We start from the raw sequence: 26,365 nt of genomic DNA, 5'->3' as shown, positions 1-26,365 counted from the left end.
ACTGCTGATTATATTGACTGATGGCTTCTCTGCTACCCTAAAAAACTATCTTTTGGCAATCAAGGTCGCGCGCATCGGCGCAGGATAGCCTTCAAGGGTTTTGCTGGAATCATTAGGGTCTAAGAAGTCGGATAGCGAATGATAGGTCATCCACTCCGTTTTGCGCTGCTCTTCTGTTGAAGTCACTGCGACATCAACGCAGCATACCTCTGAGAATCCTGCTTTTTCTAGCCAGCCTATCAATGCGGCGACTGATGGTAAAAAATACACGTTATTCATCTGGGCATAGCGGTCGTGTGGCACCAGTACGGTATTGGCATCACCTTCGATAACCAAGGTTTCAAGCACCAGCTCACCGCCTTTGACCAACTGCCCTTTAAGCTGTTGTAAATGCTCAAACGGCGATTGGCGATGATAGAGCACACCCATGCTAAATACGGTATCAAATAATTGGCTATGCTCGGGCAAGGCTTCAAGTGGTACGGGGATATAATGCGTTCTATAGCTATCAGCAGCCCCGACAAAATGCCGAATCGCCATAAACTGATGATAAAATAAGCAAGACGGATCAATGATAATGACTGTATCCGCGCCAGCGCCAGCCATACGCCAGCCGTGATAGCCAGAGCCACCGCCCACATCCAATACGCGACGACCTTTTAAATTACCCAAATGCGGTGCGACTCGCTGCCACTTCCAATCACTGTGCCATTCGGTATCAATCAATATTGGCGCGGCTTGTTGGTCTTCATTCTGACCACTATCAATTTGATTTTCGATCTGACCACCAATTTGAAAAGGCCCTTTACGCCACGGCATGAGCTGCTTTAATAATGCCATTGTTTGTTTGCGCTGAGACTCACTAAGATTTGCCTCAATCGTCAGGACATCACTGTTTAGATCGACATTATTGACCGTCAATGTTGGCAAACGAGCGACTGACGCTTGATAAGCAGGTGCATGCGCGTAGTTGGCTTTGTCCTTGATATCATTTAACCATGTTGGCAAGCGCGTAAGCCATTCATAAGCACTCGGCTGCTGCTGGGCTAATTCTAGCAAGGTTAAATATAATGCGCGTTCGGCGTAGGTGATAGTGTTGTTAAGCATAAAAGCAGGTTACCGTATTGATCAAAAAACAACTGTGTTAAAAATAAGGATTATTTAAATGCCACAATAGAGACGAAGTTTAAAAACTGAAACCACGTCAGATGACGCTGAAAACCAACTTGATCTAACCGTGCATGATGCTCGTCTAAAGTATCAGTAATAAGCACGTTCTCTAGTGCATTACGCTTGCCGCTGATTTCCATTTCGGTATAACCATTGGCACGTTTAAAATCATAATAACGCTCAACTAACCATGCATCATATTGCTCATCAAAGGCATGGGTTTTTTCAGTTAATACCAGTATGCCGCCTTCGCTCAATGCTGCATAAATCTTCTCTAAGACTGCGACTCTATCGGCGGCGGGGAAAAACTGTAGCGTTAAATTCAAAATCACCATATCGCATGGCTCAAGCTCGACATCGCGAATATCAGCGGTAATGACTTCGATGTCATGCTCAGGATAATTTTCACTCAGTAGCGTGGTCGCTTCGGTCGTCATCGCTGGTGAGATATCAATCGCTTTAATCTGCAAATCTTGCGGCTCAAACTCACCCGCCAAGGTCATGCTTGCTGCGCCAAGTGAACAGCCCAAATCATAAATGCGACTGACGCGCTGACCACTATCGCTCTGTTGACGATACTTACAATGACGACGGGCAAATATGGGCAGCATCGCCAGCACCTGACCATAACCGGGCACACTGCGACGAATCATATCGGGAAAGCAAGCCACCACTTGCTCATCAAAGGAAAAACGTGCCGCTTTATCAAGTGGCGTGGTAAACGGTTTGTCAAATAGGGTGTCGTGTTTAACAATAGCAGGCTTAGACTGACTCATGGTGCGACTCATTTTGTGATAATAGAACTTAAATTAGGAGATAAGTGATGGTCTTGCTTGTCATTATTAGCTGAAAGGGGCACGACGTAGCAAAAGCCCATTATAACATTACTGTTTGTTACTTATCGCGGTCAGATGCCCTGCTAAGCTAAATACGTATTGCTAAGTAAGTAACACTTGGCTCATATTTTATATTTATAAAAATAGGAAAAATTATGCAAACCATTATTTTGGGCGGTGGCTGTTTTTGGTGCACCGAATCGGTATTTTTATCCGTAAAAGGTGTGCAATCTGTCGTTTCAGGCTACATGGGCGGTGACGCTATTTCTGCCAACTACGAAGCGGTTTGTGGTGGCAATACAGGGCACGTTGAAGTCATCAAAATCGAGTTCGATGACTCTATCGTCCCGTTAGAAGTGATACTTGATGTTTTCTTTGCCACCCATGATCCCACCACAATGGATCGTCAAGGCAATGACGTCGGTAGCCAGTACCGCAGCGTGGTTTTTTATACCGAAGAAAATCAGAAACCAACGATTGACCGCACCATCAACAAACTGCGTGATATGGGCGTCAATGTGGTCACCGAAGTACATCCAGCTGTTGAGTTTTATCAAGCAGAAGAGACCCATCAGGATTTCTTTAATAAGAATCCAGGACAAGGGTATTGCAACTTTGCCATACCACCAAAGCTTGCCAAATTACGTAAAGAATTTAGTCAATATATGGTGAGCTAAACGACAAAATAAAGATATTTTTTATTTAGAATAAAAAAATATCTTAGTATTTCATTATAGCCAAACGCTTATTGTATGAGCGTTTGGCTTTTTAACATCTTTAGCATTCTCACTCAAACAGTTATGATAGAAACAACTCAAAGATAACCCTCAACGAATAAAGGCGAAGGTATGAACGCTGAATTTTGGTACAGCCGTTGGCAAGAGAAACGTATTGGCTTTAATCAGTCTGCAGTGAACCCATTATTAATAAATTACTTTAAGCAGTTAAACCTGCAAGCTGGTAGCCGTGTCTTTGTCCCTCTTTGCGGTAAATCGATTGATATGGCTTGGCTGGCAGCGCAAGGCTACGACGTCGTAGGCGTTGAATTGGTGGAAACAGCGGTACAAGAATTCTTTACTGAGCAGAATATCTCTCCTACTGTGCACCAGTATGCAGACAATCCAGCCATTAAATACTATCAAGGTCAGTTGTCAGGACAAACCATTACCCTATGGGTTGCTGATATTTTTGCAATAACAACTGAGGATATCGGATCTGTAAATGCCGTATATGACAAAGCCGCATTGATTGCGCTGCCAGAAAATATGCGTACGAAGTATAGCGAGCATATACGTAAAATAAGTGGTCATGCACCACAATTCATCATCACTCTCACTTATGACCAAAGCAAAAAAGTGGGACCGCCGTTCTCTATCAGTAGCGAGCAAATACAGCAATATTATGGCGATAACTATCATATCAGCGAACTGACGAGTGAACCTACTTCTATAGGATCGGCACCTGAGCTAATGGTCACGGAGCATGTTTGGCTGTTGAAATGAGTGGTTAATAAATGAAATGAGTCGTTAATAAAGCCGTTTGCGTAGTGATTAAGCAATACTAAATTATGATGGAAAAATTGAATGAAAATATTAGTTGGGCTGATAAGTTTAATCTCTATTTTGCTAGTCACACTCGCAGGTCCGCTGTACAAGTTTGGCTTAGTCGATTTAGCGACTGCGTTTGCAGGGTTTAAGTTTGGTGTATTTGCTGGTATCGCAGCATTGGTACTATTAGTCATACAGCTTTTATTTAAACGAGACACGGCTAGCCTTGGTAGCGTATTAACATCAGCAGCACTTGCTATCATTGCCATTGCTATTCCACTAAGCATGATGAATACCGCCAAAAACGTACCGCCCATTCACGATATTTCAACCGACCTAGTGAATCCACCTGAATTTGTGGCCATTGCCCCACTGCGCGCTGATGCACCAAACCCAGTTGAGTATGCAGGTGTAGAGACTGCCACGCAGCAGCGCGCCGCCTACCCTGAATTACAAACATCACGCTATAGACAGTCAAAATCTGAGTTGGTTGAGGCAACCAAACAAGCCATCGATAATTTAGGTTGGGAGCTTGTCAATATCGATGCCGATAAAGGCATCATTGAAGCGACAGATACGACTGCTTGGTTCGGTTTTAAAGATGATATTGTCGTGCGTATCACGGATAACAGTAGTGAACGTCTAGTAGATATTCGTAGTAAGTCACGGGTTGGTGGGAGCGATTTGGGCAAAAATGCGGCGCGTATTCATACGTTGGTTGAAGAGTTGGATAGGGTTTTGGGGGAGTAGTTATTTTTGAAACCTCGAAACCTCCTATAACTTATTTAGTCAGTTTTTTGACAATATATTGAAGCTCACTTCTTTGCCCTTCATCAGGTAGACATGTTAAAAGCATTTCAAGAGCGTATTTATTTGCTATTTCTATGGGAGGCTTATACGGTAAGTCATAACCAAAAACCTCACTCATCATAGTGAACAAATCTTTGCGGTGTCTACAGGCTTTACGACTATTTAGATTCAACATTTGAATAGCTTCACTACCACGTTTACTATCGGACTCTAACTCTCCTGCAAGATTTAGTTTTATCTCTTCTTCACATTCATCCATAAGCGGTGTTAAAAGCAGTTCTTGGCTGCCTTTTGCGTTGTCACACTGCTTAGCAGTTCTACAACTTAATAATAAATTATCATAGTCAAAGCACTTATGTGGATAGTCGTTACGGCTTTTTAAATGTTCAATAGTCGTGTTTCCATTGCCAAGACTTTTACAGCAGTAACAGCAAACTCCACGCTGTTCATCATACAACTGCTGACGCAAAGGCGCTTTAATAGTTTCTGGAATTTCGCCCCAATTCTTAGTTTGATACTTTTTAAAACTCTTTGCTGTCTCAAGAGGCATTGACCCTAACTTATCAATCTTTTGCATGACTGGACTCATCTGTATTGTTGTTTACCAATTTAGATTGAGCCAAGAGCAAGCGACATTTCAATAGTTCTAAATGGTCAGATGGCAGTTTTTCAGCTAGCTCTGTTATACAATTTTCCGCTGTCACATAATCATGCTTACTGATAGCGCGGCGAATCACGTTAAATTGTTCCTCTACCTTACTGTCACGAATATCTACATCAAATATTTTGGTAAGCACTGTATTCGCATCTTCACCATAGACATTAGGCATTTCTGTCAATTCACCGTCATCTAATGAGTATAATAAAAGATCATTTCGGTCACTTATAACGTGCGGCGAATGTGTGGTTAGGATAAATTGAACATTTGGAAAAGTAGCGACCAGCTTATCAATCAAATCATGTTGCCACTTTGGATGCAGATGCAAGTCCACTTCATCAATCATAACCACGCCTTCACCCTCTAGCGGATTATCCAGACTGGGATTAAGCAAAGTCAAACGACGGGCAATATCACCTACTAAAGCTAATAAAGATTTTTCACCTTGTGATAACTGATTAACGTCTAATTCTTCGCCATCTTTTTCTACTATCATAGTAGGCGTGCCTTGGCGGCGAATACGAATGTTCTCGAAATTGGTAAACCTAGTTATGCTTTCTCTTATAGGACTTAGAATTCTTCTAGCTTGATATTCGGAATTCCTACTATAACTTTGAAATTTTTCCTGCAATTCACTTACTTCAACTAAGTACTCTTGAACCCTGTTCTTGAGTAATTCAAACTCTTTTGGATCTTTGGTTTGACTGACTTTATTACTTAAAGAGCTCAAATCTTTCATTAGATATTTAATCTTATCTTGCATATCTTCTGAATTATAATTCAAGTTTTTTGTTTCATTTTCAATATCTTCTTCGTTTCTGAACCATTGAATAAAGTCAGAAAAATCAATTCGTGCACCATCTAAGCTCGCAAAATACCCTTTAAGCTGTTCAAAGTGTCTTGATAACATAGCTGTATTTTTATTTTCATAATTAGAGCGCTCTACTGGGTAAAAAACTAATAATGGTAAAGAATAACTGTCTTCTTGAGTTAGATATTTTCGATACTTTTGGACGACAGATTCTAATTCAAAAAGCTTATCTTCAAATGAACTGTTACGTCCTTCACGTACAGATGATAACTGCCATCGAGTATATCCATCCTCATTGAAAAGACTGATATAGTTATGACTACCAAAATCGGTTGTTATTTCTGCTAAGACATCGTTTTTATTATTTTTGATTGAACTTTCTTCAATAGCAAATCCGCTGACCTTCCCATTTCTCAAATATCCTATAAACCAACTCAGACTTGTCGCCAAAGCCTGCAAAATCTGCGACTTGCCAGCGCCATTATTACCCACGATAACAGTGACATTACCCGCCTTTTCAGAAGTTGGCGCAAAGTCTATTTTTAAGTCTTCAAAGCGACCATAGTTTTGTAGGTGTAAGCGTTTGACTTTCATTGTTTACCTTATTTTTATAGGTAGTAAATATTTAAGTATTTTATCAATTTCTTTGAAAATTCTTACCAGTCAGTATAGCAACTTAAAACACAGCTGAGGAATGCTATTGTTTTGGGAAAAAATTCTCAACTTGCCTAAACCCTCTCTCAACCTCACGCCACCGTCAATTTATAGTAACAGCTTACTTCGATACCTTTTCTTTACCCATGAGATTGGTTACTCTAAGTCCATACTGCACCAATCCGCTTTGCTTTCTCTTTTAATAACTATTTCAACGTTTATAGGATATTTTCATGCGTTTGACTCCAGTTTCTACTTTATCGCTACTTAGCCTTGCTGTTGGGCTGAGTTTTGCTAGCACTGCTCAAGCAGCCAAACCACCAGCGCCAGACTTATCTAATGCCGAGTTTCAACAATGCTTAGACGGTTTGAAAAACTCTAGCAAATTTCGAGGGGTTGATAGCTCTACTTTTAATAACTATCGCCCTAGCCAGCCTGACCCTAGCGTGATTCAGTCATTGAATTACCAGCCAGAGTTTCAAAAAGACGTTTGGGATTATTTATCTTCACTGGTCGATAAAGAGCGTGTAGAAGATGGCATCCGCGCCAAGCGCCAATGGGCAGATACGCTACGTCAAATTGAATCACGCTATGGCGTCAAAGCCGAGCACGTACTAGGTGTATGGGGCGTTGAGTCAAACTTTGGGCAGACATTGGGCAAAAAACCTTTGTTTGAGTCTCTAGCGACGCTGTCTTGTTTCGATCGCCGTCAGAGCTACTTCCAAGGTGAATACGCTAATGCGCTAAAAATCGTCCAAAACGGTGATATCGCACCAAGTGATATGACTGGCTCATGGGCAGGCGCTTTTGGGCAAACGCAATTTATGCCAAGTACCTTTTTAGAGCTGGCAGTCGACTTTGATGGTGATGGTCGCCGTGATTTGGTCAATAGTGTGCCTGACGCGCTAGCCTCTACCGCCAACTTCTTGGACAATCGTGGCTATCGCACGGGCGAGCCTTGGGGCTACGAAGTCAAGCTGCCCAGTGGATTTTGGGCTGCGTCTGACCGTAAAAACAAGAAGTCTATTAGCCACTGGCGCAATCAAGGTATCACGCTCGCCAATGGCAGTCCATTGCCAAACGATTTGAGTAGCGCTGGGTTATTATTACCCGCTGGCAAAGATGGTCCTGCTTTCTTAGTTGGTAAAAACTTTGATACGTTTTATTCTTATAATGCGTCAGAAAATTATGCGTTGGCAATCGCCCATTTATCAGACTTAATCACCAAAGAGGACAGCAGCAAAACTGACTTTGTCACAGCATGGCCTACCGATGACCCTGGTATCAGTCGCCAGCAAGCCAAAGATATCCAGCAGGCGTTATTGAATGCGGGTTACGATATTGGTGGTGTTGACGGCATTATTGGCGACAATACCCGTATCGCGATTCAGCAATACCAATCTAGTCGTGGTATCTTGCCAGCGGATGGCCGCGCAGGACAGAAATTCTACCGCGCAATCATTGGAGATGCTGGAAATACAGCCCCGAAAAGTACGCAATACGGCAATCAATACGGGCAGCCATCGAATAGCCAGCCTTTAAACCCTGCCTCTGCTGATCGCATGGGACAGCTGATTCAGCAGCAAACGAGTACTCCTAATACCTACTCGACGCAGCCTTCTACACAATCACCTAACTCTAGTAACACACGCTATCGCCGTGTCATCGGTAGCGACGGTGTGGTGAAGCTCGTTCGTGTTGACGAAGGTTCTTAGTATTCCGCGGATGTATCTTAGGTTAAAGCACATAAAAAAAAGCCACGTTAATAATAACGTGGCTTTTTTCATAGGGTTTACTTTTTACTTTTTAGTCAATTTTTAACTTAAACGATCGGTGGTGGGTTCGGTTTACCATTGTCACCATCCCAGTTCTCACGTGCTTTTTCATCTAGATCAGCAGGTGTTTTTGGTTCCCACTTGCCGTTTTCTTTCCAAGTAGCATCGCCCCAATCAGCGTCTTCTTCTTTTCTGTCCAAGTCTTTGTAAGCTTGGCTAGGGTCGATACCGCGACGTTTCATGTCCGCTACTTGCTCTTCTAATGTATGAAACTGCTCGGCAGCATGCATAGATTCTTCTAAGCCATCAAGCTCTTTTTTTAATGCATCGTTTTTAGCGTTACTCATCAGGTGCTCTCCTTAGTCAGTATTATTATGCGATTTATATACATTCGACTTATATGTATACAATATATACGTCAGTAATTTTAATATAAATAATGTATTTATTATCAATCTCTGATTAGTCTCAATATTACCAGTCTTAAATGGATTCACAACCGTTGACGCGTATGCTTTGTATTACAAAACGTAGTCACAGCCACACGTGTGCTTTTTACAGCAGATAGGCTATGACTATTTTGAAATAAGGAAGGCAGGAATATTATTAGTGCAGAGTGCGAATCATTGGGAGTTATGATGGACTTCGTTCAAGAGATTTTTTGCGTGAAAGGTCAACTTCCAAAGTTCTTGCGAGACGCGAGTGCCATAGGTTGTGAGCTGTATCCAGTTTGCACCCACTAGCTGACGTTGTAGCTGGTTCAAATCATCTTGAGAAATTTGGCAGCGCGAGACGGCATGGACATTCGGCATCTCTTTTTTGATGTCTTGCTCAGCTTTTGACGCTATCAAGCGATTCACAGCATTTTGCAAGCCATAGCTCGAAAAGGTCGCTGGTATTTTCATCAAGGCGATCAATATCTCTTGCCATGTTAAGGTCAAGGGTCTGGTAACATCGGTTAGGTTGCCACCTGCATAAGCTTGAGCACTATATTGAATATCAAAAGCTTCTAACAATATAATAGGCTTACTCACATCATCAGAGACGAATTCATCAGCAGGTGGGCTATTTTCCTTTAGCGTTTTGTCAGTAGACAATAGATCTGCAAACCGTTCCGCCACGGTTTGCTTGCTCAATTTAATCATTTCCTCATTAGCTCTCAGCCATCCACCAACGACCTGATGATTGGTCACTGCGTTATAGTAAGCTTGTACAAGTAATGGCTCAATATCCGTTTCTGTATCATAATAATATATTGTATTGTCCTGCCGAGTTACCGACTTAATAAATTCTTGCAGTTGACGACTGATACTCGCATCTGGATGATGATTTTTGATTAAGATGAGTAACGGTTTGAGCTTGGCTTTGGCATTCAAATAGCTCAAATGCATTTGGCTAACGCCATTCCTTTGCACGGTGCCATAACTGTCTCCAATGAGCATCAGTGCATAATCGCAGGAGTCGATACATTGTCGACCATATAGCGATGCTTTTGGCAATTGGCTCGACACATCATAGGTCAAGAAAGCCCGCGACTGAAAAAATATCGCCAAGCTGTCCAAGACCAACAATTGATCATTGTCAGCGCATATGATGTGAATATGATAGCGACGGTTTGGCACAATCACCTCTAAGCTTAGGTCATGACATAGAATAATATGATATAAAATAGAGCACAAATATCTTGTGTTGCACAGCCTAGCATAATCTTATAAAAATAAGCTCAATTTATTTTTAATATATCAATATTATGGTTATGGGTTTGATATAAACACCTTTAGCTGCGCCTATTCAGAACAGTATTGCAAGATGGCGTCTTTGCCAAGCAAACGCGCTATTAAAGTACCCAGTTTATCATCGAACTTAGTCGCATAAAAAATCAATGGCGGTCGAATGACAACTTTTGTTCTGTTAGTTGTTTCTAAACAATGATCATCTGGGGTATTGTCAACCAATGCAGACAGCTGGTTTGCAGCCAATAGCTGCTTAACTCGCTCAGCAATGGCTTGTCCAGAATCAACGACCTGCATCGCCAATTGCTGCTGAGCAATCTCATCTAACAAAAACGTTTTGAAAAATGGATAGTGCGTACAGCCTAGTACCAATTGATCAACGCCATCATGAGCAAATAATGTGAGCTGCTGGCGTAATCTTAAAGCAGTATCATCCTGCTCTGGCATTCCCGCCTCTACCCAAGGTACCAATTGCGGATCAAAATATTTGGTCACTACCGTATTGTTGGGTTTAGCAAAGTGATCGATGACCTCATTAAGCAATGTGCCATTCAAGGTAGCCTTAGTCGCTAAAACGACCACGCGACCAGTTTTGCTCGCCGATATGGCGGGCTTTAGCGCCGGGACTAATCCGACGATAGGCAGCTGCGGATAACGCCGTCTGGCTGTTTCCAAAGCATAAGCTGAGGCGCTATTACAAGCAATAACAATGAGCTTGCAGCCCTGCTCATACAACCAATCAACGGCTGTTAAAGTCAACGCTTCAATATCGGCGCTATCACGATTACCATAAGGCACATTTAAGGTGTCTGCATAATAGACATAACGCTCAGCAGGCAACTGCTGTGCCAAATGTAGATAAACTGACAGTCCACCGACACCAGAGTCAAACAATCCGATTGGCGCATTGCGCTTTTTATTATTTATAACTGTGCCGATATTCGTTTTATGGATGTCAGCTTTAGCATTAGTTGCACTATCGACATGCTCAACATGTTTACCATCAAGGCTATCTAAGCGCATTTTCACCCTATTTAAGCTATTACTTGCAGCAATATCCATCACTACTCTACTGCCATTTTTATATACATATCGTCATCTTTATGCTGTTTGCTGTTTGCTGTTTTGCATACTACAGTAATTATCTGGTGATTTATCGCTATAGTCGGTTCAATATAATTTGGATACAATGAGGGCAAGCAAAAGTACTACAAATAGTAGACTAAGCGAACCTGATACCGTATCTGATTTATATGGGATTGACTATATCTAAACCGTAAATTATTTGACGGACACATAGTTTTGAGCCCTTGCGTTAACTGTCTGGCATCGACAGCTCATAGGATTTTCCGCCACTTTGTAACGTCAGTATCGTCTCACCATTTTGCTCTGTCAATTCGCCAATTTCGGTCAAGTGATAAAAAGTATTACGCCCAATAAGTGCGTCCAAACCATTTCTAACGGGCATATAAGGACGTACCTGCATATCCATTGCTGCCTGCTGATCAATCGTATCATTGTCTGTAGGATTATACGCTTTTAATGTGATGGTGTGCTCATCATCTAAACGCACCACATCGCCAGTCGTCGTGGTAAATTCTAGCCAACGGTTATTGCCTTCGTTGACGATACCGACGTCATTGATTAATAAAGGGGCATCTTCAACTTGGATACGGATTTTCTGTACTGGCGTCTTCAAAAAATATTCAATGACACCATTATTATCTTCTTTCCATAAAATAGTCGCAAATAAGCTCACCAATGACTCTCTGGTCATTTGCCCTCCTTCATGCCACCACTCGCCATTTGCCTTTATGACCAGATCCATATCGGCCACATCTTTTGGGTGCCATTTATCCAATGGTGGGATGGCACGTCCTTCACGTTTGCCTACAGTAGACTTTAGATACTGACTGAGCGAATCCATATTACTTAGCTCAGATGGCACGTCTTTTGGCGGTTTAGCTGCCGATTCATCGTTTTGAATTATGTCTTCATTATTGTTATTCATCGTGTAATCCTTTACTTAGCATTCAAAGTTTGGCAAATCTATTATTACTATAAATTTTAGTTTCGGGTATGATGAAAACATATCATCTTAGCACCCTCATTAGTTCAATCTTACCTTAACATCGATACTCATAAATGCGTATCGTGTTTGTAGGACTTTTCTTTTATAATGAGTAACGATTTTTTATTGAAATGGTCAAGTGGGTGTTGTGTTAATGACACATTTTACGTGATGTGTTGATATCCTTAAATACATGGATCTCGACAGTAACATGGTCAATTGATGTCGCAAAGACAGTTTTTATCGGGCAGCCATATGTCTGAGTAATGTTAGCGCCGCAAGTCTATTATTCAATGGTTAAGCTAATGATGCCCTGAGATAAGCCACTAAAAGTTTAGGAGTAGGTATGCAAGAGCAAGACAATCAAAAGCCAGTCATTGATAGTGACACTGTGAATACTGACCCATCAGTAGCGACAGAGACGGCAAATCTAGATAAAGCAGAGTCAGCCGTTGTGACCCAAGAAGCGCCAGCTGAAACAGTCGCTATCGACAAAGCGCCAGAGCCAGTAGTAGAAGCTGTCGCGGCAGAGCCTGAGATTGAACGTGAATCCATGGAATTTGACGTTATCATCGTTGGTGGTGGACCTGCTGGGCTATCTGCTGCTATCCGCCTGCGTCAGCTCGCTATCGCTGCTGGTAATGATGAGTTTATGGTTTGTGTGGTCGAAAAAGGTTCTGAGTTTGGTGCGCATACCTTATCAGGTGCTGTCATCGAACCACGCGCTTTGAACGAGCTGATACCAGACTGGAAAGAAAAAGGCGCGCCGCTTAATGTGCCAGCGACCGAAGATCGCTTTTATTATCTAAACTCAGCCACGCGCTCTACTAAAGTACCTGACTCGTTGATTCCAGGACCGATGCACAACAATGGCAACTATATTGTCTCATTGGGCAATGTGGTGCGCTGGTTGGCGGTACAAGCTGAAGAGCTTGAAGTCATGATGTTCCCAGGCTTCCCTGCAGATGATATTTTATATAACGACGACGGTTCTGTACGTGGTGTCTTAACGGGCGATATGGGTGTGGCTGCCAATGGCGAAGCCAAGCCTAGCTTTGAGCCAGGTTATGAGCTACTTGCTAAATACACTATTTTTGCCGAAGGCAGCCGTGGTCATTTAGGTAAGCGCTTAATCAGCCGTTTTGATCTTGATAAAGACTCAGATCCTCAGCATTATGGTATCGGTCTGAAAGAGCTGTGGGACGTAGCCCCTGAGAAACACGAGCAAGGCGTGGTTATGCACGGTCTTGGCTGGCCCTTGACCGAAACAGGCTCTACTGGTGGCTGGTGGTTGTACTTCGATGAAAACAACCAAGTAAGCTTTGGTCTTGTCGCTGACTTGTCTTACCACAACCCATATATGTCGCCATTCGATGAGATGCAGCGCCTAAAAACCCATCCCGTCATCAAAAACGTATTGGAAGGCGGTAAGCGCATCTCTTATGGCGCACGTGCTTTGACCAAAGGTGGCTTAAACTCTCTACCGAAATTTACTTTCCCAGGTGGTGTATTGGTCGGTGATGATGCTGGATTCTTGAACCCCGCTAAAATCAAAGGCACACACACATCGATGAAGTCAGGCATGCTAGCCGCCGAAGCCATCTTTGAGGCGCTACAAGCCGATCGTCAGCATGATGAAGTGGTTGCTTATACCACCATGTATAAAGAGTCATGGTTGTATCAAGACAACTATGAGTCACGCAACTTCTCGCCTGCAATACATCGCATGGGTCTGTTTATGGGCGGTGCTTTTACCTTTATCGAGCACAACTTATTAAAGGGTAAAATGCCGCTTACCTTACATGACAGCCTGCCAGATTATGATCAGTTAGAGCGTGCCAATCATGCTTTTCAGCCAACCTACCTCAAGCCTGATGGTAAACTGGTATTTGACAAGCTGTCATCGGTATTTATCTCTAATACTAACCATGCAGAAGACCAGCCGGTACATTTGAAACTGACTGATCCAACGGTACCTGTTTCAATTAACTTACCGCTATATGCTGAGCCTGCTCGTTTATACTGCCCAGCTGGTGTGTATGAAGTGGTAAAAGATGCGGAAGGAGCTAAGTTTGTGATCAATGCGCAAAACTGTGTGCATTGTAAAACTTGTGATATCAAAGATCCTTCACAGAATATCACTTGGGTAACGCCAGAAGGTGGCGGTGGCCCTAACTATCCTAATATGTAAATATAAACAATGTTAGAACTAATCACTAATACTAAAAACCGCCCTTATGAATTCATAAGGGCGGTTTTTTTAACTTCGACACATGAGACAAGTTTATCTTTAATCAGGTGAGATTAATCCGTCCATGCATCACGATTGGCTTCGTTTTTAAGCTTCACAAAGTCATCAGGATTAAACTTGATTTGATCGCCAGTTTTACCTTCTTTAATCTGACGCTCGTAATCACGCAATATGCGCAGTGCTACGGGTGACAAGATTAAAATAGCCACTAGGTTAACGAGTGCCATTAGACCCATTGATAAGTCAGCGAAGTTCCATATGGCAGGAAGACTGGCAATAGCGCCGACAAACACCATGCCCAAGACCATAAAGCGGAAAATCATAATCATGACTTTGGCATTTTTGGCACCAGAGATGAATTCAAGATTCGACTCACCATAGCTATAATTGGCAATGATAGAGGTGAAAGAGAAGAAGAAAATAGCAATCGCAACGAAGATAACACCCATATCACCCACATACTGCGACAGTGCCAACTGAGTCAGCTGAATTCCTTCTTGCTCAACACTAGGATCGACCACACCGGACAAAATAATAATCGACGCCGTTGCCGTACAAATGACAAGCGTATCCATAAATACACCCAGCATTTGCATAAATCCTTGCACCGCTGGATGATCGGGATGACTCTTCGCCGTTGCCGCCGCATTAGGCGCTGACCCCATACCCGCCTCATTTGAAAACAGACCACGCTTGATACCGTTAATCATTGCCTGAGCAATACCATAACCAATCACCCCGCCTGCTGCTTGCTCAAAACCAAATGCTGATTTAACAATTAACACAATCGCCGCTGGGAATTGACTAAAATTCGTCACGATAATGAACAAGGCTAATAGGATATAGAGAATCGCCATCACGGGTACGATTTTACCCGCGATACGAGCAACCGAGCGCAAACCACCGAATACCACTGGCGCAACTAATACGACCAATACCAAACCTGTCATCCACGTTGGAACCCCAAATGCTTCGTTGGTCGCTTGTGCGATGGTATTTGACTGCACGCCATTAAAGGCTAAACCGAACGCTACTAATAAGCATAATGAGAAAAATATCGCTAGCCAGCGCTGACCGAGACCTTTTTCGATATAATAAGCCGGTCCACCGCGGTAAACATTGTCATTGTGCGGCACTTTATAGGCTTGTGCTAATGTTGATTCGATAAAGCTGGTCGACATACCGACGATCGCAGTCATCCACATCCAAAACACTGCACCTGGACCACCAAGGTAAATCGCGATTGCGACCCCTGCCAAGTTACCCGTACCGACTCGCGCCGCCAATGAGGTCATCAGCGCCTCAAATGAGCTGATACCGCCATCTTTACGCCCTTGATTGGACACGCGCAATAGCTGCCACATATGCCCAAAGTGGCGAAACTGAATAAAACGTGTGGCAATGGTAAAATATAAACCCGCACCAATCAGTACGAACATCAGTAATCCATACCAAGGGTTACTTGCAATTAGCCAATCATTGTTGCCCCAAATGATGCTGACACCATAATTGACGATGCTATTAAACCAACCTGCTATTCCTTCACCCATACTGCTATCCTCTCACTTACATTTTATACTGCTAGTATATTTTATGAATTGATGTGATTAATGATATTTAAAAATGCTTACTAATCCCTCTGCCTACTCATGAAACAGTAAATATCTGATCAATATATTGGCAAAGTAAATCACTAACATCCTGTCGCTACATTTTAACTGACTAGAGATTATTTAACTATTTCAAACCTCTATTATAAAAATTAAATAACTACGAACTTTTGCAAGGTATTTAGATAAAGATCAAAAAAATATTTTTTATATGAAATATTGAAGAAAACTTTTAAGACTAGGTACAATAGTTAGATTTTAAAACGTATTCATATAAACACCATTCCAAAAAAAATAGTCACTGCCATAATATTTATTGAGTAAAGTATTGGCTATATTTATAGAATGAATGACTTTTATTGCTAATAATGCTCTAATACCTCTATAAAACTAAATCCTTAATATAAATAGGGTTTTAGCACAACACCTGAGCAACGACCGTTTTTTTAGTTACTCTCTCTAACATAAGTTGACCATGGTTTCCATAAAGCAAACATTTAGTTACATAAAGTAAATAAAATTTATTTATTGTTAATTAAGTCAATATTGTATATATTCCCAATAAGTTCATAAATATTTCTTGCAATACTTATTGGCATGAATAATAAGTTGAAATATTAAGACAATATCATCAGGGATGATGAGCATAATAAGACAGAGGACTGTCAACCAATACCGACCCTCCTCCATAAATCCTCATCTCTATATACTATAAATTCAGTCATTCTATAGCCCATAAATCTTGTTAGATGTTAAGGTTATAGTCGACCCACACCCATATTTTACAATGTAATTTTTAGCAAAATCGAACCACAGAAAAGTATTTTTCGCAGTGTTTTAACTGATAGAAATCTGCCTTTTTTTCGATAATATTGGGTTACTTACTACTGGTTGGTCATTCTGCTTTATCAGCCTATAAACTGATTTTATGATCCGTTTATAGACAACGTATCGAACTGTCTTCCATCATGTGATACATGCTAAAGCAAAATAACTTGTCAGGCTCAAATCAGTAATCTTGTTTTTATGTTAGGCAAAAGGAGTTGTCCTATGGAAAACCACAACGATCCATCCGGTTATTGGCGTGCCAATGTCCGTCTCATTTTAGGTAGCCTATTTATTTGGGCGCTATGCTCATACGGGTTTGGGATTTTGTTACGTCCTCTCTTAGCAGGTATTAAAATCGGTGGTACCGACTTGGGCTTTTGGTTTGCTCAGCAAGGATCCATTGGGGTATTTATCGTTTTAATTTTCTTCTACGCTTGGCGTATGAATAAGTTAGATAAACAATACGGCGTAGACGAGGAATAGCCCCATGAGTCAATTTACGATTAATATTATTTTTGTAGGTCTATCTTTCGCTCTATACTTCGGTATTGCAATTTGGGCACGTGCTGGCACAACGAGTGAATTCTACGTAGCAGGCGGCGGTGTTCATCCTGTCGTCAACGGTATGGCAACGGCTGCTGACTGGATGAGTGCTGCGTCATTTATTTCGATGGCAGGTATTCTTGCCGCTGGCGGTTATGGCGCATCAACTTATTTGATGGGTTGGACAGGTGGTTATGTACTACTGGCAATGCTCCTAGCGCCTTATTTACGTAAATTTGGTAAGTTTACGGTACCTGACTTCATCGGCGACCGTTTTTATTCAAAAACGGCAGCAATGATTGCCGTAATTTGTTTGATTATCGCCTCAACCACATACGTTATCGGTCAGATGACAGGTGCCGGTGTCGCTTTCTCACGCTTCTTGGAAGTTGAAAACACGACTGGTCTCCTGATTGCTGCGGTTGTTGTCTTCTTCTATGCTGTACTTGGTGGTATGAAAGGGATTACTTATACGCAGGTAGCGCAGTATGTAGTTCTAATGATTGCATATACCATTCCTGCTGTTTTCATCTCACTTGAGTTAACAGGCAATCCAATTCCAGGTTTGGGCTTGTTTTCAAACCATGTGGAAGCAGGCGTTCCTATCTTAACCAAGCTAGATCAGGTGGTTACTGATTTGGGTTTCACGGCTTATACTGCTGATGTCCCTAACAAACTAAATATGGTGCTATTTACCTTATCACTCATGATCGGTACAGCAGGTCTACCACACGTTATCATCCGCTTCTTCACCGTACCTAAAGTCGCTGATGCGCGTTGGACAGCTGGTTGGACGTTGGTATTTATCTCGCTATTATACTTCACTGCTCCTGCCGTAGGTGCAATGGCACGTTTAAACCTGATTGATACGATTTATCCACAAGGGGTAGCAGAAGCACCTATAAACTATGATCAACGTCCAGACTGGATGAAGACATGGGAAGATACCGGTCTCATTAAATATAATGATCTTAATAATGATGGTCGTATCCAAATGTACAACGACAGTGGACTTGGTGCGGCTGAGCTTGCCTTGACTGCTGCACAAGCGGATGGTGGCGATGTAGCCGCTGCCACTGCAGCCGTAGAGACTGCACGTGTCGCACAGGATCTAGAACTTGATGGACGCTTTACCGCAGCAGGCTGGAAAGGTAATGAGCTGGATGTCAATGCCGATATCTTAGTATTAGCTAACCCAGAAATTGCGAATCTTCCACCATGGGTTATTGGTCTTATTGCCGCAGGTGGTTTGGCAGCAGCGCTCTCAACAGCAGCAGGCCTACTACTCGCTATTTCGTCAGCGATCAGTCATGACTTGATTAAACGAAACCTTAATCCAAACATTACTGATAAAGGCGAATTGAGAGTTGCACGTATTACGATGGGTGTTGCAATTGTAGTTGCTACTTGGTTAGGAATAAATCCACCAGGGTTTGCCGCACAGGTAGTCGCTTTAGCATTCGGTATCGCTGGTGCATCGCTCTTCCCTGCACTGATGATGGGTATTTTCTCTAAACGGATCAATAATGTTGGTGCCATCGCTGGTATGCTAACAGGTCTGATTAGTATCCTTGTTTATATCTTTGTCTTTAAAGGTTGGTTCTTCATTAGCGGTACAGCGAACTTCCCTGATACGGCAGAGTATTGGTTATTTGGTATCTCACCACTATCATTTGGTGCGATTGGGGCATTGCTTAACTTTATCGTAGCGTTTGCTGTCTCTTATGCTACTGCTCCCCCACCATTACACATTCAAGAGTTGGTTGAAAGTGTCCGCTCTCCACGTGGCGCAGGCGGTGCAGTCGACCACTAAGTGTATAAATGAGAATATATCTTCAGTTACTATATATCACTCACAGGCAGTAGCTGCTTGTGAGTGATTTTTTTATCTCTTATTTATTATAAAAAATGTTAGATTTTTGCTTTATTGAATATAATTTATTAACTATGCTTAGGACGTGTCCTCAATTAAATCGATTACCCTCTAAATGGGCTAAAAATGGCTAAATTTTGCCAAACATCGTCAATAGCTTATCAATATCTCGATATTATTTTCGCTACTTTCCTTGTTTGACGGCAATTTATCTCATTTTTATGACCATTTTTAAAATGAGGACATGCCCTAGTTAAAAGCGCTCAATTAAAAGTGCTTAACGCATTAAGGAAGATTTTATGCTTTTTGAGTTTATCGCTACCATTGCTGCCGCATTTGGCATGGCTGGTCTGGCACTCATTATAACTCACCTCAGTAAACTGGCTGGCAAACGCGCACCAAAGTGGCTTATTCCTTTGTTTGCTGCGATTGGTATGTTTGCCTTTCAAATACACCAAGAGTATAACTGGTATGGTCAGCAAGTGAGCAAGTTACCAGCAGGCGTGCAAGTCGTCAAAGTAGCAAAAAGCACCGAGTGGTTTCGCCCATGGTCTTATATCAAACCGCAAATATTACGTTTTATCGCTGCCGATACCGCCAACGCTAGCGTGCAGGTAGACAATCCAGATATATATTTGGTCAATTTATATTTGTTTGAAAGACGCAGAAGTGTGCAGAAAGTACCACAAGTTATAAACTGTCGTATTCCTGCGCGTGCCGATTATGTCATCCCCGAAAAAGACAGTAAGCTAACGATTGATGAACATTTGAGGCAAACAACAGCATGGCGAGAGTTGGCAACAGATGACCCGTTGTTCATTAGTATTTGTACTGGTAAAAGCTAACCTCCTCATAAATATGCAAATACAACCCTGCTAAAACATTTGATTACTAAGGGGTTTAAGACGGCTTATATTATATTCATGTATTCAATTGCGCTGAGAAGTTGCGGTATAAGTATGCTTAGAATTAGCGCCTAACAGCAATCCAGCGCATAGACCACCGAAGTGCGCCGCAAACGAGATACCTTGTTGCGGCATCAATCCTTGCTTGATGGTCAACCAATAGCCAGTACCCATGACAATACAGGCAATCAAATAACCCCAACGCCGCGCAAATACAGCACCGCCTATCATATAGCCGAGCATCGCGAAGCATAATCCTGATGCGCCAACATGAATTGACAATGGCGAGCCAATGATCCAAGTGACCAATCCAGATGCGATAATGAGCTTAATCACTGTTCGATAAGCATTCTTCTCAAACAATCCAAACAAAAATAAAATCTGTAACAACGTCAAAGTGTTACCAAGCAAATGTGAAAAATTGCCATGCATCGTCCATGACGCAAACACTCCAATCATGCTGCCCACATCCAAGGCACGAGGTACAATCCCAAAGATATTCCACATACCAAATAATGCCACTTCATTTAAAAAAAACATGCCCCACATCGGTATTAATACAAAAGCATATAAGCCTATAACCTGCTTTATTCGTATCATAATCAAGCTAAGCAGTTGCTGCCAATTCATATAATGCCCTATTCTTTTAATCTATGTTTTTAGCGATATTTTAATGACTCAGCGTAGTAGTGGAGCGTGTTACAGGTGTAAAATCTAACAATGCAGCCTCTTTGTCAGTCATCAAATAACTGTCACTATGTAATAACGACGTCGAGTGATAAGGCACCAAAGCGGTGGGCACAAAACGACGAGCGGCATCGATATGTTTGATAGAATCATCAAAAAAGATATGAGGTGCAAATGTTCTAAGTACAGCTGTTTTTTCTAAACCTCCTAAGAAAAACGCCATATCAACATTGACGCCCCACTCTCGCAATGTCTTAATCGCACGCAGATCAGCGGGTGCGTTGCGAGCTGTCACCAATGCAATCTTTATTGGAGAATACTTGAGACCAGCGGGTAGACGTTCCTGTAAATTTGATAGTTTAATCAACAATTCAGCATAAGGGCCTTTTTCAATGGGTAAATCACGCATCTGTATTTCGCGATCGTGAAAAGCACGCAGTCCTTTTTGCTTGTACAGCAGTTCACCTGAATCATCAAACAGCACCGCATCACCATCAAAAGCAATACGTAGCTGATCAGTATCTAACTCATAGGTATTGACGGGGGTTGCATCGAGTATCGCACAAGCGCAGATATTGGCATCAGCCACTTGCTGGGCATCTTCGCGATTGGTCGTCAAAAATAGATCGACGTTGAAGTCTTTAATATAAGGAGCAACAGGACTGCCTGAAATAAATGCCGAGCGTGAGATAGTCAGCTCATGCTCAAGAATGGCATTGAGGACTTGAATGCCCGTATCTGGACTACTCTTTGAAACAATGACCACTTCCACCAAAGGTGTCTCAACCTCTAAATCTTGCATGCCATCATTGCAATAATTATTCAGATTTAATAGAGCTTTAATTAATGGATAACCAGCACCAATGCTGAGAGCATCGTTCTCACGCTTGGTCATATAATCTCGAAACTCTTTTATGGCGCTTACAGGTCTCTGCTCTAGCAGCTCTAGCAAATAATTTTCTGATTCGGTTAAATCAAAAAGTGCCGTTGCAGAAATCGCGACGATGAGCGTATTACTAAAATCGACTGCCATGATTTTCTCTATTTATAAAGTTATCTATTCGGAAATGCCAACCAGTTTACTACATTCACAAGCCCTTAGAATGATAAGAAAAGTTATCCACGTATAATGTCATTTAGTATAAAAACCACCTTCTAAGTAATCCAAATGACCGCTCAAAAAATGTCTCATAATGTGACTTTATAGTCAGTCTATAATAAAAGAGATACAGCCCATATCCTGAAACAGTTTTGGTAAATTATTCTCCATCCACCCTTGGCGTAGAAACTTAGCCTGTGCCCACTTTTTCTCGATAGGGTTTAGATCAGGGCTGTACGGCGGCAGCCAAAGAATACGATGCCCGTGCCTGTTTAGTAGCTTTTGAATACGTTTGCTTTTATGAAATCTAGCATTATCCATAACTATAACGCATTTAGTCTTAAGGCTTGGGATTAGTGTTTGTTTGCACCATTGGTAGAATATGCTGCTATTAATATTTTTCTCAAAGTAATCAAGCGCAAACAGCATTTTTTCATACAGAGCACCGATGACGTTAGTACGCTTTTTTGCTTGCCAGTTGTAGCGATCAATACAAGGTTTGCCAATTGGTGCATAGCCATAAGGGCGAATAGTTTCGGCCTCAAAGCCACTTTCGTCCATATACACAATGGGATAGCCTTGCTGCTTAAAGCTATCAAGCTTACTCTGATATATCGCTCTTTTTATTGGACACACTTTTGGATGTTCTAAGGTCTTTTTTTTGACTGATACCAAGGCGCTTCAAGGCAATCTCAATACCCGATTTACTGCAGCCTAGACGCTGTGCTCGCTCGTACATATAATCATCTGGATGTTGAGCGACGTCTTTGAGAAGAGCCTCATTCGGTATTTTACTGGGTGGCTTATCCCGAGTTTTCTTAATACTTGGGTTTTTTAACCAACGCTGTAGTGCTGTTTTGCTAACATTATAGAAAATACAAGCTTGACGAATACTCATGTCTTTGTTTTGGACACTTTTGATCACTTGCGCTCGAAAGTCTGCTGAATAGGTCATGTATTCTTCTGCCGTGTCGCTTATTTTAAAAGTATTGTATCTTATTTATAAAAGACTAACTATATATGCCTTTATGTGGAATAATTTAACCATAGAATTGTTATGTCGACTTTTTCTTTTATCATAAAAAAGCCATATTGTTATGAAAACAATATGGCTCTATTAATGAACAATACAGATGAACAGTGTAGATAAACGACGCAGCTATGATTTTCTAAGCTTACTTTTATCAATAGCGCTTACGTTAGCAGCACTAAAGATATCGCTGGAAAGGCGACCAAAATAACCAGTCGAATCAGATCAGAGACAATGAACGGTGCGACCCCGCGGAACATATCAGACAGCTTAATATGCGGTGCCATTGCCTTAATGACAAAGATATTCATCCCCATCGGCGGCGTAATCAGTCCAAGCTCTACTGTCAATACAGCGATGATACCAAACCATACGGGATCAAACCCTAACGCCACAATGATTGGATATACCACTGGAATGGTAATGACCAGCATCGCCAAAGCATCCATGAACAACCCTAAGAGGAAGTACATGATTAAGATACAGATCAGTACAATCATTGGGCTAACTGCTAATGTACCAATCCAAGTCGCTAGCGTATAAGACAAGCGTGAAACGGAGATAAAGTAACCCAAGGCTTCTGCACCCAGCAGCATAAAGAATACCACCGCTGACAATGCAAGCGTTTCAATCAAAGACTGCTTTAGACCTTTTATACGCATGCCTTTGGCAAAAGCATAAGCCCATGATACAAACGCACCGACTGCTGCCCCTTCTGTCGGAGTGAATAACCCAAAGAAAATACCAGCGATAATCACAATGAAAATAAAGCTAAATGGTATGAGTCCCGTCAATGACAGCAGCTTGGCTTTCCAAGAAGTAGGCTCACCGCGACGCGCTAAATGCGGCTTCCAGCGTACCATAATCATAACAGTGATTGAATACATCACCATGCCCAAAATCCCAGGCAAGAAACCAGCGATGAACATGTCACCGACCGACTGCTGGGTTAAGATCGCATAGACCAGTAGCGCAATGCTAGGCGGAATCATAATACCTAACGTGCCACCCGCTGCTAAAATACCACAGGCAAAACCTGGTTGATAACCATATTTCTCCATTTGTGGCAGCGCAACCTTGGTCATAGTGGATGCTGTGGCTAAGGATGAGCCTGAAATAGAAGCAAAAATACCAGACGATCCTATACCAGCAATACCCAAACTGCCCCTCACTCCCCCAAAAATAGTTCGGGTAGCTTCAAACAATTTCCCTGCCATCCCTGAATGAGTGGCAAAAACGCCCATTAAAATAAATAAGGGAATCGCACTAAAGTCATATTTGGCTAGCACATCTACCGGAATATCTTTGAGCATTTGCAGTGCACCACTGGGCGCCGTCACTGCGCCAAAACCAACCAATCCAACACCTAACATGGCAAGCGCCACTGGAACTCGCAGGACAACAAGCAGGATCATGACGATTAAGCCGATAGCTCCAATAATTTCTGGACTCATGCGCCTGTCTCCTCGGCGTCAAAGAACTCGCCCGTTTTAAAGATATTGATGGATTCGATTAATGAGCGAATGGCGAGTAAGAGACTTAAAAATGCACTAAATGCATAGATGGGCATCATTGATAATCGAAGGTCTTGAGTGACTTTACCGTATTCTGTGGCATCAACAGCACTCTCATAAAGCCCCCAAGCAAAAACGATACCGATGATAAAAAAGCCCATCATAAAGACGCCCATCATATAACCTTTAATGGCTTGCGGCATTTTTTGGGTAAAGACATCAACGATGATTTGTGAGCGTTCGACGAAAGCGCCAAAGGCAGCAAGTAAAGCAAAGAGCATGAAGTAAGAGACGATCTCTACACTGCCTTTAACGGTAAAGCCAAACTCGCCACCAGTCAGCTTAAAAATATAACGAGCAGTCACATCGAACATCGTTGTGAGAACAATAATAATAAGACTGATACCACCGATAAACTGGCATAATCTAGAGATTAGAATACTTATTTTTACTAAAAATGCCATGTGACACCTCCAATGGGTTATACCACTTTACAAGCAGCACTGGCAGCTTTTGCTTTCTCATAGACACTATCAGCATCTAAACCCAAAGCATTGACATCACTTAGATATTTTTTAGTACCCTTTTCAAGTGGTCCTTTCCAATCAGGATCATTCAATGGATCAGGAATTTCAACGATCTCATCGCCTTTAGCTTTAGCAGCTTGAATGGCCATTTGATCATGCTTATCAAACACTTCACCAACTTTATTAGCCAATGCCATTCCTGAGTTTTTATCCAACACTTGCTTTAAATCATCAGGTAAGTTGTTATATTTATCCTTATTCATAGTAACCATCAGCGCCGAACTATAAAAAGGAATGTTGGTATGATATTTGGTGATTTCGTCAATTTTGAACGCTGTTACGGCTTCCCATGGAAAACTCAACCCATCGACGACGCCGCGCTGTAGCGAGGTATACATATCATTAGCAGGCAATCCTACTGGTGATGCCCCAGCGCTTTCGATAATATCACCTGCGACTGCAGAAGGGCGTCGGATGCGCATACCTTTCATGTCTTCAGGAGTCCGAATCAACTTATCCGTAGTATGCAGTGAGCCAGGCCCAGCGCCATACATGAATAGTAGATGTGAGTCTTCATACTCACTAGCAAGCGTGCCATCCTCATAAAGAGTCTGAAGCATACAACCCATTTGAGTCGCTGAGTTTGATAAACCAGGAAGTTCAGTGATTTGAGTTAAAGGAAAACGACCACTGGTATAACCATGTGCTTGTGAGCCGATATCTATCGTACCTTTAGCAGCAGATTCGTACGTAACATCTGCTTTGGCAAGACCCGCGGAAGGATACAACTCTACTTTTAAGCGACCATTAGAATCTGTCTCTATTTGCTTGGCCCAAGGTTCAAAAACCTCTGTGCTAATAGAAGAGGTTGCTGGCCAAAAGTGAGAGAAGCGTAAAACGGTTGTTTCTTGAGAGTTTGCTGATGAGCCATCAGACGTGTTAGCAGATTGGTTAGAGCAGCCTAAAAGACTAACAGCCGCTAAGACACCAATTGAAAAAAGAGGAGCTAGCTTCATTATCAATTCCTTTTGATAATCGTGAAAATAGGAGTAATACATCACTGGTAAATAATCCAATCTATACCAGATGTAATAATTTACAAGTTTTAAATATATCTTTTACATACCTGTAATAAAAATCTATTTTAAAATTAGCAGCTATAATGAGATAAGTCAAATCATTTTGATGGTAGGACTAAAAAATATATTCATAAAATTGCATAGCAATTAAACAAAAAAAATCTTCAATTCAAATAGAAAATACACTTATAGAGTGTTAATTCTAAAAGTAAGTGAGATTAAGCATAACTTAATCTCAAACCCACGAAAAAGAAAACCCCCTCCGCTTTCGCGGAGGGGGTTTTACTTTGAATAGAGAGCTGACGATGACCTACTCTCACATGGACGAATCCACACTACCATTGGCGCAATGAT

24 protein-coding genes are annotated in these 26,365 nt (G+C 41.9%); 8 read left to right on the top strand and 16 right to left on the bottom strand.

What is annotated here, in order from left to right; all coding sequences use genetic code 11:
• Positions 1 to 45: 45 nt before the first annotated feature.
• Complete coding sequence (cmoB, locus tag B2575_RS03540; RefSeq protein ID WP_296240162.1) at positions 46 to 1,107, bottom strand: tRNA 5-methoxyuridine(34)/uridine 5-oxyacetic acid(34) synthase CmoB; 1,062 nt, start codon at positions 1,105 to 1,107, stop codon at positions 46 to 48.
• A 50-nt stretch (positions 1,108 to 1,157) separates the two neighbouring features.
• On the bottom strand, positions 1,158 to 1,958 hold the full coding sequence (gene cmoA / locus B2575_RS03535; RefSeq protein ID WP_296240161.1) for a carboxy-S-adenosyl-L-methionine synthase CmoA: 801 nt from the start codon (positions 1,956 to 1,958) through the stop codon (positions 1,158 to 1,160).
• A gap of 203 nt (positions 1,959 to 2,161) precedes the next feature.
• On the opposite strand from cmoA, the gene msrA reads away from it, so the two are divergent.
• The 3 genes from msrA (at position 2,162) to B2575_RS03520 (ending at position 4,303) form a co-directional block, all read left to right on the top strand.
• Positions 2,162 to 2,683: a peptide-methionine (S)-S-oxide reductase MsrA gene (gene msrA / locus B2575_RS03530; protein WP_296240160.1), complete on the top strand. Its 522-nt coding sequence runs from the start codon at positions 2,162 to 2,164 to the stop codon at positions 2,681 to 2,683.
• A 171-nt stretch (positions 2,684 to 2,854) separates the two neighbouring features.
• Positions 2,855 to 3,508 (top strand): thiopurine S-methyltransferase, encoded by a 654-nt coding sequence (gene tmpT / locus B2575_RS03525; protein WP_296240159.1) that lies wholly within the window; start codon positions 2,855 to 2,857, stop codon positions 3,506 to 3,508.
• A gap of 81 nt (positions 3,509 to 3,589) precedes the next feature.
• The gene (locus tag B2575_RS03520) at positions 3,590 to 4,303 is read left to right on the top strand and encodes a DUF1499 domain-containing protein (protein WP_296240157.1); all 714 of its coding nucleotides are present in this window, start codon (positions 3,590 to 3,592) and stop codon (positions 4,301 to 4,303) included.
• A 31-nt stretch (positions 4,304 to 4,334) separates the two neighbouring features.
• Here the strand turns inward: B2575_RS03520 and B2575_RS03515 are convergent, their stop codons facing one another.
• Entirely contained in the window at positions 4,335 to 4,940 is a 606-nt protein-coding gene (locus B2575_RS03515) for a retron system putative HNH endonuclease (protein WP_296240156.1), read from the bottom strand.
• Positions 4,927 to 6,426, bottom strand: coding sequence for an AAA family ATPase (locus B2575_RS03510; protein ID WP_296240155.1), 1,500 nt, complete (start codon positions 6,424 to 6,426; stop codon positions 4,927 to 4,929). The genes B2575_RS03515 and B2575_RS03510 overlap by 14 nt, the downstream gene beginning before the upstream one ends.
• Positions 6,427 to 6,719: 293 nt before the next feature.
• On the opposite strand from B2575_RS03510, the gene B2575_RS03505 reads away from it, so the two are divergent.
• Positions 6,720 to 8,201, top strand: a complete 1,482-nt coding sequence (locus B2575_RS03505; protein WP_296240154.1) for a lytic murein transglycosylase — start codon at positions 6,720 to 6,722, stop codon at positions 8,199 to 8,201.
• Between the two features lie 107 nt (positions 8,202 to 8,308).
• On the opposite strand, the gene B2575_RS03500 is transcribed toward B2575_RS03505, so the two are convergent.
• From B2575_RS03500 to B2575_RS03485, 4 genes are all read right to left on the bottom strand, one after another.
• A complete protein-coding gene (locus B2575_RS03500; RefSeq protein WP_045455583.1) occupies positions 8,309 to 8,608 on the bottom strand; it encodes a hypothetical protein in 300 nt (99 codons plus the stop codon).
• A 276-nt stretch (positions 8,609 to 8,884) separates the two neighbouring features.
• Positions 8,885 to 9,883, bottom strand: coding sequence for a DUF4062 domain-containing protein (locus tag B2575_RS03495; RefSeq protein WP_296240152.1), 999 nt, complete (start codon positions 9,881 to 9,883; stop codon positions 8,885 to 8,887).
• 165 nt (positions 9,884 to 10,048) lie between these two features.
• Positions 10,049 to 11,056: a glutamate racemase gene (gene murI / locus B2575_RS03490; RefSeq protein ID WP_296240151.1), complete on the bottom strand. Its 1,008-nt coding sequence runs from the start codon at positions 11,054 to 11,056 to the stop codon at positions 10,049 to 10,051.
• 253 nt (positions 11,057 to 11,309) lie between these two features.
• Positions 11,310 to 12,005, bottom strand: a complete 696-nt coding sequence (locus tag B2575_RS03485; RefSeq protein WP_296240150.1) for a DUF1285 domain-containing protein — start codon at positions 12,003 to 12,005, stop codon at positions 11,310 to 11,312.
• A gap of 613 nt (positions 12,006 to 12,618) precedes the next feature.
• On the opposite strand from B2575_RS03485, the gene B2575_RS03480 reads away from it, so the two are divergent.
• Positions 12,619 to 14,256 (top strand): electron transfer flavoprotein-ubiquinone oxidoreductase, encoded by a 1,638-nt coding sequence (locus tag B2575_RS03480; RefSeq protein ID WP_087814817.1) that lies wholly within the window; start codon positions 12,619 to 12,621, stop codon positions 14,254 to 14,256.
• A 113-nt stretch (positions 14,257 to 14,369) separates the two neighbouring features.
• Here B2575_RS03480 and B2575_RS03475 read toward each other — a convergent pair whose 3' ends face one another.
• Positions 14,370 to 15,866 carry an alanine/glycine:cation symporter family protein gene (locus tag B2575_RS03475; protein ID WP_060491926.1) on the bottom strand — a complete coding sequence of 499 codons (1,497 nt, stop codon included), beginning with the start codon at positions 15,864 to 15,866 and terminating at the stop codon, positions 14,370 to 14,372.
• Between the two features lie 1,110 nt (positions 15,867 to 16,976).
• Here B2575_RS03475 and B2575_RS03470 point away from each other — a divergent pair.
• From B2575_RS03470 to B2575_RS03460, 3 genes are all read left to right on the top strand, one after another.
• Positions 16,977 to 17,237, top strand: a complete 261-nt coding sequence (locus tag B2575_RS03470) for a DUF4212 domain-containing protein (RefSeq protein ID WP_045448034.1) — start codon at positions 16,977 to 16,979, stop codon at positions 17,235 to 17,237.
• A 4-nt stretch (positions 17,238 to 17,241) separates the two neighbouring features.
• Positions 17,242 to 19,110: a sodium:solute symporter family protein gene (locus tag B2575_RS03465; RefSeq protein WP_060491927.1), complete on the top strand. Its 1,869-nt coding sequence runs from the start codon at positions 17,242 to 17,244 to the stop codon at positions 19,108 to 19,110.
• Positions 19,111 to 19,469: 359 nt separating this feature from the next.
• Entirely contained in the window at positions 19,470 to 20,015 is a 546-nt protein-coding gene (locus B2575_RS03460) for a hypothetical protein (RefSeq protein ID WP_296240146.1), read from the top strand.
• A gap of 84 nt (positions 20,016 to 20,099) precedes the next feature.
• Here the strand turns inward: B2575_RS03460 and B2575_RS03455 are convergent, their stop codons facing one another.
• The 7 genes from B2575_RS03455 to B2575_RS03425 all read right to left on the bottom strand — a co-directional run bounded on the left by B2575_RS03455 (position 20,100) and on the right by B2575_RS03425 (position 25,948).
• The gene (locus tag B2575_RS03455; RefSeq protein ID WP_045448040.1) at positions 20,100 to 20,705 is read right to left on the bottom strand and encodes a rhomboid family intramembrane serine protease; all 606 of its coding nucleotides are present in this window, start codon (positions 20,703 to 20,705) and stop codon (positions 20,100 to 20,102) included.
• Positions 20,706 to 20,745: 40 nt separating this feature from the next.
• The gene (locus B2575_RS03450) at positions 20,746 to 21,795 is read right to left on the bottom strand and encodes a 5'-nucleotidase (protein WP_296240145.1); all 1,050 of its coding nucleotides are present in this window, start codon (positions 21,793 to 21,795) and stop codon (positions 20,746 to 20,748) included.
• Positions 21,796 to 21,969: 174 nt separating this feature from the next.
• Positions 21,970 to 22,497, bottom strand: a complete 528-nt coding sequence (locus B2575_RS03445) for an IS630 family transposase (RefSeq protein ID WP_413469117.1) — start codon at positions 22,495 to 22,497, stop codon at positions 21,970 to 21,972.
• Entirely contained in the window at positions 22,463 to 22,816 is a 354-nt protein-coding gene (locus B2575_RS03440; RefSeq protein WP_087816314.1) for an IS630 transposase-related protein, read from the bottom strand. Before B2575_RS03440 ends, B2575_RS03445 begins: the two co-directional genes overlap by 35 nt.
• A 239-nt stretch (positions 22,817 to 23,055) precedes the next feature.
• A complete protein-coding gene (locus B2575_RS03435; RefSeq protein ID WP_045448043.1) occupies positions 23,056 to 24,345 on the bottom strand; it encodes a TRAP transporter large permease in 1,290 nt (429 codons plus the stop codon).
• Positions 24,342 to 24,869, bottom strand: coding sequence for a TRAP transporter small permease (locus tag B2575_RS03430; RefSeq protein WP_201582122.1), 528 nt, complete (start codon positions 24,867 to 24,869; stop codon positions 24,342 to 24,344). Before B2575_RS03430 ends, B2575_RS03435 begins: the two co-directional genes overlap by 4 nt.
• Before the next feature lie 17 nt (positions 24,870 to 24,886).
• Positions 24,887 to 25,948 (bottom strand): TRAP transporter substrate-binding protein, encoded by a 1,062-nt coding sequence (locus B2575_RS03425; protein ID WP_296240142.1) that lies wholly within the window; start codon positions 25,946 to 25,948, stop codon positions 24,887 to 24,889.
• Positions 25,949 to 26,365: the final 417 nt, after the last annotated feature.

The organism is Psychrobacter sp. UBA6739 (assembly GCF_002453835.1).
Taxonomy (GTDB): Bacteria; Pseudomonadota; Gammaproteobacteria; order Pseudomonadales; family Moraxellaceae; genus Psychrobacter; species Psychrobacter immobilis_A.
Note: the sequence above shows the minus strand (reverse complement) of the source record. Positions and strands in the feature narration are given on the sequence as shown.

Coding starts and splice junctions, on each gene's coding strand:
- B2575_RS03505 (WP_296240154.1), top strand. CDS start 6,720: ATGCGTTTGACTCCAGTTTCTACTTTATCGCTACTTAGCCTTGCTGTT.
- B2575_RS03470 (WP_045448034.1), top strand. CDS start 16,977: ATGGAAAACCACAACGATCCATCCGGTTATTGGCGTGCCAATGTCCGT.
- B2575_RS03465 (WP_060491927.1), top strand. CDS start 17,242: ATGAGTCAATTTACGATTAATATTATTTTTGTAGGTCTATCTTTCGCT.
- cmoA (WP_296240161.1), bottom strand. CDS start 1,958: ATGAGTCGCACCATGAGTCAGTCTAAGCCTGCTATTGTTAAACACGAC.
- murI (WP_296240151.1), bottom strand. CDS start 11,056: ATGGATATTGCTGCAAGTAATAGCTTAAATAGGGTGAAAATGCGCTTA.
- B2575_RS03515 (WP_296240156.1), bottom strand. CDS start 4,940: ATGCAAAAGATTGATAAGTTAGGGTCAATGCCTCTTGAGACAGCAAAG.
- B2575_RS03485 (WP_296240150.1), bottom strand. CDS start 12,005: ATGAATAACAATAATGAAGACATAATTCAAAACGATGAATCGGCAGCT.
- B2575_RS03520 (WP_296240157.1), top strand. CDS start 3,590: ATGAAAATATTAGTTGGGCTGATAAGTTTAATCTCTATTTTGCTAGTC.
- B2575_RS03500 (WP_045455583.1), bottom strand. CDS start 8,608: ATGAGTAACGCTAAAAACGATGCATTAAAAAAAGAGCTTGATGGCTTA.
- cmoB (WP_296240162.1), bottom strand. CDS start 1,107: ATGCTTAACAACACTATCACCTACGCCGAACGCGCATTATATTTAACC.
- B2575_RS03460 (WP_296240146.1), top strand. CDS start 19,470: ATGCTTTTTGAGTTTATCGCTACCATTGCTGCCGCATTTGGCATGGCT.
- B2575_RS03450 (WP_296240145.1), bottom strand. CDS start 21,795: ATGGCAGTCGATTTTAGTAATACGCTCATCGTCGCGATTTCTGCAACG.
- B2575_RS03455 (WP_045448040.1), bottom strand. CDS start 20,705: ATGAATTGGCAGCAACTGCTTAGCTTGATTATGATACGAATAAAGCAG.
- B2575_RS03425 (WP_296240142.1), bottom strand. CDS start 25,948: ATGAAGCTAGCTCCTCTTTTTTCAATTGGTGTCTTAGCGGCTGTTAGT.
- B2575_RS03430 (WP_201582122.1), bottom strand. CDS start 24,869: ATGGCATTTTTAGTAAAAATAAGTATTCTAATCTCTAGATTATGCCAG.
- tmpT (WP_296240159.1), top strand. CDS start 2,855: ATGAACGCTGAATTTTGGTACAGCCGTTGGCAAGAGAAACGTATTGGC.
- msrA (WP_296240160.1), top strand. CDS start 2,162: ATGCAAACCATTATTTTGGGCGGTGGCTGTTTTTGGTGCACCGAATCG.
- B2575_RS03510 (WP_296240155.1), bottom strand. CDS start 6,426: ATGAAAGTCAAACGCTTACACCTACAAAACTATGGTCGCTTTGAAGAC.
- B2575_RS03435 (WP_045448043.1), bottom strand. CDS start 24,345: ATGAGTCCAGAAATTATTGGAGCTATCGGCTTAATCGTCATGATCCTG.
- B2575_RS03475 (WP_060491926.1), bottom strand. CDS start 15,866: ATGGGTGAAGGAATAGCAGGTTGGTTTAATAGCATCGTCAATTATGGT.
- B2575_RS03480 (WP_087814817.1), top strand. CDS start 12,619: ATGGAATTTGACGTTATCATCGTTGGTGGTGGACCTGCTGGGCTATCT.
- B2575_RS03440 (WP_087816314.1), bottom strand. CDS start 22,816: ATGACCTATTCAGCAGACTTTCGAGCGCAAGTGATCAAAAGTGTCCAA.